The organism is Neobacillus niacini, from assembly GCF_046591715.1.
GTDB lineage: Bacteria > Bacillota > Bacilli > Bacillales > Cytobacillaceae > Neobacillus > Neobacillus niacini_L.
The window spans coordinates 1-683 of sequence record NZ_JAWVNQ010000039.1 but is presented as its reverse complement, the minus strand read 5'-3'; the positions used below and the strand labels follow the sequence as shown (position 1 = coordinate 683).

The window sequence follows — 683 nt, the reverse complement described above, 5'->3', positions numbered from 1 at the left end:
TTAGATTTTTTGTGAAAAGCAAAATAATCTACTATATATGCGGGTGTGGCGGAATTGGCAGACGCACCAGACTTAGGATCTGGCGCCGCAAGGCGTGGGGGTTCGACTCCCTTCACCCGCACCAATTATTAACTATTGAAAACATGTTGATAATCTGTTATGATTATAAATGTCGCTAAAATATGCGGTCGTGGCGGAATGGCAGACGCGCTAGGTTGAGGGCCTAGTGGGGGCAACCCCGTGGAGGTTCAAGTCCTCTCGGCCGCACCAAAAAAGATGTTGACATATCAAATTCGTTTTGATACAATATAAAAGTTGACTTTGAAAGTTTGCGCCCGTAGCTCAATTGGATAGAGTGTCTGACTACGGATCAGAAGGTTATGGGTTCGACTCCTTTCGGGCGCGCCATATTTACGGGAAGTAGCTCAGCTTGGTAGAGCACTTGGTTTGGGACCAAGGGGTCGCAGGTTCGAATCCTGTCTTCCCGACCATTCAAATTTTATATGCGGGTGTAGTTTAGTGGTAAAACCTCAGCCTTCCAAGCTGATGTTGTGAGTTCGATTCTCATCACCCGCTCCAATTAATCTTATTTTTAAATTGCTCCTGCGCCATAGTTTATTCGAAGGTGTGATCCTTCAGCTCGTCGCATGGCAGCAAGAAGTTATTCGATGAAGTAGCTTTGC

The 683-nt window shown here is 46.0% G+C and carries 5 tRNA genes; all 5 read left to right on the top strand.

Annotated features, from left to right (window positions below):
* Positions 1 to 39 precede the first annotated feature (39 nt).
* The 5 genes from SFC47_RS25845 (at position 40) to SFC47_RS25825 (ending at position 579) form a co-directional block, all read left to right on the top strand.
* Positions 40 to 124: transfer RNA gene (locus tag SFC47_RS25845), tRNA-Leu, on the top strand.
* Between the two features lie 60 nt (positions 125 to 184).
* A tRNA-Leu gene (locus SFC47_RS25840) sits at positions 185 to 270 on the top strand.
* A 61-nt stretch (positions 271 to 331) separates the two neighbouring features.
* Positions 332 to 408 (top strand) — tRNA-Arg (locus SFC47_RS25835).
* Between the two features lie 6 nt (positions 409 to 414).
* Positions 415 to 491, top strand: a tRNA-Pro gene (locus SFC47_RS25830).
* Between the two features lie 14 nt (positions 492 to 505).
* Positions 506 to 579, top strand: a tRNA-Gly gene (locus SFC47_RS25825).
* The last annotated feature ends 104 nt before the right edge of the window (positions 580 to 683 follow it).